The 7,254-nt window shown below is 70.5% G+C and carries 5 protein-coding genes; 1 reads left to right on the top strand and 4 read right to left on the bottom strand.

Annotated elements, in window-relative coordinates:
* Positions 1 to 34 precede the first annotated feature (34 nt).
* Genes ACFU53_RS04370 through pdhA form a run of 3 tightly spaced genes read right to left on the bottom strand, consistent with a single transcriptional unit; the run spans position 35 to position 3,776 of the window.
* On the bottom strand, positions 35 to 1,516 hold the full coding sequence (locus tag ACFU53_RS04370; RefSeq protein ID WP_383985912.1) for a dihydrolipoamide acetyltransferase family protein: 1,482 nt from the start codon (positions 1,514 to 1,516) through the stop codon (positions 35 to 37).
* Between the two features lie 11 nt (positions 1,517 to 1,527).
* Positions 1,528 to 2,556, bottom strand: coding sequence for an alpha-ketoacid dehydrogenase subunit beta (locus ACFU53_RS04365; RefSeq protein ID WP_383985910.1), 1,029 nt, complete (start codon positions 2,554 to 2,556; stop codon positions 1,528 to 1,530).
* Positions 2,557 to 2,558: 2 nt separating this feature from the next.
* Positions 2,559 to 3,776 carry a pyruvate dehydrogenase (acetyl-transferring) E1 component subunit alpha gene (pdhA, locus tag ACFU53_RS04360; RefSeq protein ID WP_383985908.1) on the bottom strand — a complete coding sequence of 406 codons (1,218 nt, stop codon included), beginning with the start codon at positions 3,774 to 3,776 and terminating at the stop codon, positions 2,559 to 2,561.
* A 578-nt stretch (positions 3,777 to 4,354) separates the two neighbouring features.
* Here pdhA and ACFU53_RS04355 point away from each other — a divergent pair.
* Positions 4,355 to 5,509, top strand: coding sequence for a phosphotransferase (locus tag ACFU53_RS04355; protein WP_383985920.1), 1,155 nt, complete (start codon positions 4,355 to 4,357; stop codon positions 5,507 to 5,509).
* Between the two features lie 69 nt (positions 5,510 to 5,578).
* Here the strand turns inward: ACFU53_RS04355 and ACFU53_RS04350 are convergent, their stop codons facing one another.
* Positions 5,579 to 7,153 carry a protein kinase gene (locus tag ACFU53_RS04350; RefSeq protein ID WP_383985906.1) on the bottom strand — a complete coding sequence of 525 codons (1,575 nt, stop codon included), beginning with the start codon at positions 7,151 to 7,153 and terminating at the stop codon, positions 5,579 to 5,581.
* Positions 7,154 to 7,254 lie beyond the last annotated feature (101 nt).

Here is a 7,254-nt window from a genome sequence, read left to right as displayed (position 1 = left end):
GCGCCTTCACAGTGAGCCTATCCAGTCGAGGACCTCACGCCCAGGTGATCAGCCGCTTCGGCTGCTCCAGGATCGCCGCCACATCCGCCAGCACCTTGGAGCCCAGCTCCCCGTCCACCAGCCGGTGGTCGAAGGAGAGCGCCAGGGTGGTGACCTGCCGGGGCTTCACCTTGCCCTTGTGGACCCACGGCTGGAGCTTGATCGCGCCGACCGCGAGGATCGCGGACTCGCCGGGGTTGAGGATCGGCGTGCCGGTGTCGATGCCGAAGACGCCGACGTTGCTGATGGTGACCGTGCCGCCCTGCATGGCGGCCGGGGAGGTCCGGCCCTCCTTCGCCGTCGAGACCAGCTCGCTCAGCGACTCGGCCAGCTGCGGCAGCGCCTTCGTGTGGGCGTCCTTGATGTTCGGGACGATCAGGCCCCGCGGGGTGGCCGCCGCGATGCCCAGGTTCACGTAGTGCTTGACCACGATCTCCTGGGCGGCCTCGTCCCAGGAGGCGTTGATGTCCGGGTGTCGCCTGATCGCGACCAGCAGGGCCTTGGCGATCAGGAGCAGCGGGTTCACCCGCAGCCCCCGCATCTCCTTGTCCTGCTTCAGCTCCTCGACCAGCTTCATCGTGCGGGTCACGTCGACCGTCACGAACTCCGTGACGTGCGGAGCGGTGAACGCCGAGCCGACCATCGCCGCCGCCGTCGCCTTCCGGACACCCTTGACCGGAATACGGGTCTCGCGCGCGCCGTCGTACGACGCCACCGGCGCCGCGGCGACGGCGGGGGCGGCCGGGGCTACGGGCGCCTCCACCACGGGCTCCGGGGCCGTCGGCGGGGCCACGGCCGCGTGGACGTCCTCACGGGTGATGACGCCGTCCGGGCCGGACGGGGTGACCGTCGCCAGGTCCACACCGAGGTCCTTGGCCAGCTTGCGGACCGGCGGCTTCGCCAGCGGACGCGTGGTGCTCCCCTGCCCGTGCCCGTTCAACTCGCCCTGGATGCCCTGGATGCCCTGGATCGCGGTGGCCGCGTACAGCGTGTCCTCAGTGGGCGCCGCCGCGGCCAGGACCCCCTTGCGGGGGCGGCGCTTCGTGGACGACTCGGCCACCCCGTAGCCGACGAGGACCGGCTTGCGGCCCTCGGGCTTCTTGGCCGCCGGCACCGCCGCGGGCTCGGGCTTCGCGGCGGGCTCGGCGGCAGGCACGGCTCCCTCGGCCGAGGCCGGTGCCGGTGCCGGTGAGGGTGTCGAAGCCGGGACGGCACCGCCCGCCACGTCCACCGCGATGATCGACGTGCCGACGTCGACCGTGGTGCCCTCGGGGAAGTGCAGTGCGCGTACGACACCGTCGTACGGGATGGGCAGTTCGACGGCGGCCTTGGCCGTCTCGACCTCGCAGACGATCTGGCCGTCGGTGACGGTGTCACCGGGCTGGACGTACCACTTGAGGATCTCGGCCTCGGTGAGTCCCTCGCCCACGTCGGGCATCTTGAACTCGCGCGGAGACGTGTCTGTCATCGTCGTCACGGACCTCTCCCTCAGAACGCCAGCGAGCGGTCGACGGCGTCGAGCACCCGGTCCAGATTCGGCAGGTACTCCTCCTCCAGGCGGGCCGGCGGATACGGGGCGTGATACCCGCCGACGCGGAGGACGGGGGCCTCCAGGTGGTAGAAGCACCGCTCGGTGATGCGGGCGGCGATCTCCGCGCCCGAGCCGAAGAACACCGGGGCCTCGTGGACCACCACCAGGCGGCGCGTCCTCTCCACTGATGCCTGGATCGAGTCGAAGTCCAGCGGGGACACCGACCGCAGGTCCAGGATTTCCAGGGCCTTGCCCTCCTCGGCGGCCGCGTCGGCGACCTCGTGGCAGAGCTTCACCATCGGGCCGTACGCGGCGAGCGTGAGGTCGGTGCCCTCACGGACGACACGGGCCTTGTGCAGCGGGCCGGGGATGGCCTCCGGATTGACCTCGGCCTTGTCCCAGTAGCGCCGCTTGGGCTCGAAGAAGATCACCGGGTCGTCGCTCTGGATCGCCTGCTGCATCATCCAGTAGGCATCCGACGCGTTCGACGGCGAGACCACCTTCAGGCCCGCCACGTGCGCGAACAGCGCCTCCGGGGACTCGGAGTGGTGCTCGACCGCGCCGATGCCGCCGCCGTACGGGATACGGACGACGACGGGGAGCTTGACCTTGCCCAGGGAGCGCGCGTGCATCTTGGCGAGCTGGGTGACGATCTGGTCGTACGCGGGGAAGACGAAGCCGTCGAACTGGATCTCCACCACCGGGCGGTAGCCCCGCAGGGCCAGGCCGATCGCGGTGCCGACGATGCCCGACTCGGCGAGCGGGGTGTCGATCACCCGCTCCTCGCCGAAGTCCTTCTGCAGGCCGTCCGTCACCCGGAACACTCCACCGAGCTTGCCGACGTCCTCGCCCATGACGAGGACCTTGGGGTCGGCTTCGAGGGCCCTGCGCAGCGATTCGTTGATCGCCTTGGCGACCGCCATGCTCTTCACGGCGGAATGCCCGGCGGTCTGCCCTGCCGTCTGCGCGGCTGTCTGCGTGGTCATCGCTACTCGCCCTCCTCTACGTCCACATCGGCGAACGACGCCTGGTACGCGGCGAACTGGGCGCGCTCCTCGTCCACGAGCGCGTGTCCGTCCGCGTACGCGTTCTCGAAGATGGCGAAGTGGTCCGGGTCGGGCATGGCACGCACCACTTCGCGCACTCGCCTTCCCAACGCCTCGCTCTCCGCTTCGAGTTCCGCGAAGAATCCCTCGTTCGTGTCCGTTTCGGACTCGAGGTAGCCGCGCAGGCGCGCGATCGGGTCCTTGGCCTCCCAGGCCACCCGCTCGTCGTCGTGGCGGTAGCGGGTGGGGTCGTCGGAGGTGGTGTGGGCACCCATGCGGTACGTGTACGCCTCCACCAGGGTGGGGCCCTCGCCCCGGCGGGCGCGCTCCAGCGCCCATTTGGTGACCGCGAGGCAGGCCAGTACGTCGTTGCCGTCGACGCGGACACCCGGGAAGCCGAAGCCCTGGGCGCGCTGGTACAGCGGGACGCGGGTCTGCTTCTCCGTGGGCTCCGAGATGGCCCACTGGTTGTTCTGGCAGAAGAAGACGACCGGCGCGTTGTAGACCGCGGAGAAGGTGAACGCCTCGGCGACGTCGCCCTGGCTGGAGGCGCCGTCACCGAAGTAGGCGATGACCGCCGAGTCGGCGCCGTCCTTGGCGATGCCCATGGCGTAGCCCGTGGCGTGCAGCGTCTGGGAGCCGATGACGATCGTGTAGAGGTGGAAGTTGTTGCTGTTCGGGTCCCAGCCGCCGTTGTTCACGCCGCGGAACATGCCGAGCAGATTGGCCGGGTCGACTCCTCGGCACCAGGCGACGCCGTGCTCGCGATAGGTCGGGAAGACGTAGTCGTCCTCGCGGGTGGCCCGCCCGGAGCCGATCTGGGCGGCCTCCTGGCCGAGCAGCGAGGCCCACAGACCCAGCTCGCCCTGGCGCTGCAGGGAGGTGGCCTCGGCGTCGAAGCGTCGGGTCAGCACCATGTCGCGGTACAGGCCACGCAGCTCGTCGGCGGTGATGTCCGCGACGAACGGGTCGTACTCGGCGTTTTTGACGCGCTTGCCCTCGGGCGTCAGCAGCTGAACGAGTTCGGGCTGGGCGTCGGTCGGCTTCTTCGCAGTGGCGCGCCTGGTGCCGGTGGTGCCGGCGGCCTTGCTGCCGGTGGTGCCGGTCTTGCCTGCGGCGCTGCGTCGCGGCTTGCGCGCGGCAGTGCTCTCCACGGTCACGTGTGCTCCTCCGTCGGTCCGGCCCCCGGGGTTGCCGGGTAGCCAGTGCGGCTCGCCTGTTTCCGGTAACCCGTGCACGGGGTGGGTGCCCTTGGCCGGGAACAGACGTGACAGGTGCCCCGGCGAGCGCCCTGCACGAGGCACGTTACCCAGTGCTCCACATTCCTGTGAAACCCCTATTGACCTGCGATTTTCCTTGGATTTCCAAGTAATTCGGTACTAGGGGGTCCAAGTAAGTCGCGTCCGTCGGGAACAGCTGCTGGTCACAGCACTGGTCACAGCCTGGCAGGGGGCCGGAACACCGGCACGTTATCCCGGCCACCCCGGCCACGGGAAGACTTCGCCGGAGGCGGGCCGTGAGATCGCGTGTGGAAGTTACTCCATCCGTGAAGACGGCCGAATCGCCCTATTTCCTCTCGGGCGTGGCGGCGATGCGGTCCGCATGTCTGTGCGTCGAGCCACAGTTCGGATCCGTGCACTCTGTGATCGGTAACGACTGTCTGTGACAAGCATGAGGTCAGCGGCGTGGCGCGTGCCCTAACATCTGGCGCGTGCCGCGCTCACCTGTACCACCCCCTGTGCTCCACGCGCCCCCTCTGGGCCCTCTGCTGGAGCAGTACGCCGCCGGGTCCGCACTGGCCTGTGAACCCGTCGACGAGGGGCTCCTCAACCGCGGCTATCGGCTCTCCACCACCCGCGGTCGATATTTCCTCAAACACCACTTCGACCCCGAGACCGCCGACCCGGCCGCGATCGCCCGCCAGCACCGGGCCACCCAGCGCCTCGCCGACCTGGGCGTGCCCGTGGCCCCGCCACTGGCCGGGCGCGACGGGCGCACGGTCGCGGTCATCGGCGGCCACGCCTACGCCCTGCACCCGTGGATCGACGGCCGACACCGGCACGGCGGCCAGCTCACCACCGGGCAGTGCGGCCGCCTGGGGGCGCTCCTGGGCGTCGTGCACGCGTCTCTGGAGCGGGTGATGCCGGCACAGGAGCCGGTGGTGCCGGCTCGGAAAGGGGTGATCCCGGCGCGGAAACGGCTGATCCCGGCCCAGCGGCAGGGCCCGGGAACGGCGCTCACCGCGCCTCGTGCCGAAGGCCGCGCGGGGGCCGTAGGGGTCATAGGGGCTGTCGGGAGTGCAGGAGCTGTCGGGGCCGAGAGCGCGGACCCCGTCGGCACCTTCGCCCTCATCGACGCTCTGCTCGACCGGGTACGACGTCACCGGCCGGCCGACGCCTTCGACGCGCTCTCCCGGCATCGGCTGCTGGAGCGGCGGGAGCTGCTGGAGCGGCACGCGGAACGGCGGCCGCCCCGGGGCGGTTCGGTGGGGTGGGTGCACGGGGACTTCCACCCGTTCAACGTGCTCTACCGGGACGACGTGTCCGAGGTGCCCGCCGCGATCCTCGACTGGGACCGGCTCGGCGTGCAGCCGCGTGCGGAGGAGGTGGTCCGGGCGGCGGTGATCTTCTTCGTACGTCCGGTCGGCGCCCTGGACCTGGCGAGAGTACGGTCCTACGCGCGCGCGTACCGGTGTTCCGCCGGCGCCGCCCCGGCCGAACTCGCGGCCGCCGTGCACCGCGTGTGGTGGGAGCGGCTCAACGACTTCTGGATGCTGCGCTGGCACTACGAGCGCGGCGACACCCGCGCCGACCCGCAGTTCCCCGCGGCCTCGGCGCTGGTGGTGTGGTGGACGCGGGAGTACGACGCGGTGTGCGAGGCGTTCGTGGAGTGACCCCGGCGTGGGAGTGAGCCGGCGTTCGTGGAGTGACCCCGAGAGGGCCACTCCGGTCACGCCACCGGGTCACTCCTCGTCGTCGCCGATGCCGCCCGGCAGGCCGGCGGTGTCCCCGCTGCCACCGTCGTCAGGGGACTCGACCGGCGAGCTCTCCGGCTCCTCCGAGGGAGTCGGTTCATCCGTCGTCGGTTCCTCCGTCGTCGGGTCCGCCGTCGGCTGGCTCTGCGTCGGCGACGGGCTGAAGGACGGGGACCGAGTGTACGACGGCGTGTAGTCGGGGTTTTCGCCCGCGCCGGTGCTCTCCTGCGTCTCCTCCTCGGTCACCTCGTCGCTGGGCGACTCGCTGTTGTCCTTGTCCTTGCTGGACGTCGAGGCCGTCGGAGACTTCGTGGTGTCGGTGTCGCCGCCGGTGCCACCGCCGTTGTTGTTCAGCGCCAGCGCGACGCCCGCCGAGATGGCGATCACCGCGAGGACGGCGAGGATCCACAGCTTGCCGCGGCCGGTGCCCCGGTTGCCGTTCCCCTCGAAACCGCCGTCGTCGCCCCGGCCACCGCCGCCGTACCCGGGCAGGATCGGCTGCGGGGTCTGCGAGGTCCCCATGTCACCGGGGTGCGGCATCACCGCCGTACCGGACATGCCGCCCGGCGGCGTGTGCCGGCCGTCGTGCACAGTGACGGGCCCGGTGTTCCAGGTGCCGGTGTGACCGCCCTGGTCGTACAGCATCTGCAGGCCGTACTGGACGAGGCCGCGCATCTCCTCGGCCGTCTGGAACCGGTCGTCCGGCTCCTTGGCGAGGGAGCGCATGACGAGGCCGTCGAGCTCCGGCGGCGCCACCCCCTCCGAGACCTCGGAGGGCGGCACCGGGATGTCCTGGACGTGCTGGTAGACCACCGACAGCGGGGTCTCACCGATGAACGGCGGCCTCAGCGCGAGGAGTTCGTAGAGCAGACAGCCGGTGGCGTACAGGTCGGAGCGGTGGTCGACGGCCTTGCCGAGCGCCTGCTCCGGGGAGAGGTACTGGGGCGTGCCCATGACCATGCCGGTCTGCGTCATCGTCGTCGACGCCCCGTGCAGGGCGCGCGCGATGCCGAAGTCCATCACCTTCACGGCCCCGTTGTCGGTGATGATGACGTTCGCCGGCTTGATGTCGCGGTGCACGATGCCGTGCTGGTGGGAGTAGGCGAGCGCCTCCAGTACACCGGAGACGATGATCAGCGCCTGCTCGGGACCGGGTGCCTCCGCGTTGATCAACAGATCGCGGATGGTGCGGCCCTCGACCAGCTCCATGACGATGTACGGCACGGGGGTGCCGTTCACGACGTCCTCGCCGGAGTCGTAGACAGCCACGATGGAGTGGTGGTTGAGACCGGCCACCGCCTGGGCCTCACGCGTGAAGCGGGCCTTGGAAATGGGGTCTTCGGCGAGGTCGGAGCGGAGCAGCTTGACCGCGACCGTACGGCCCAGCCGTACGTCCTCGGCCGCGAACACCTCGGCCATACCGCCCCGGCCGAGTCTGTAGGTCATCCGGTACCGGCCGTCTCCGACAAGCCCGCCGTTGCCCCACAACTCCGGCGCGTCCGACATGCCGCCACCAGTCGCCTCGGGGTCGGACGGGCCCTGAGAGCGCTGCTGCTGTGCCATCAGTCCTCGCCGTCATTTCTGCCCGCGGTCCGCGCGGTACTTGTTACGGTCTCCGTCGGCCACGCTACAGCCTTCACGCAAGAGGCCGGTCCGGGTTGGAT

This window comes from Streptomyces sp. NPDC057474 (genome assembly GCF_042802555.1).
Taxonomy (GTDB): domain Bacteria; phylum Actinomycetota; class Actinomycetes; order Streptomycetales; family Streptomycetaceae; genus Streptomyces.
This window is presented reverse-complemented; position numbering and strand designations above follow the sequence as displayed.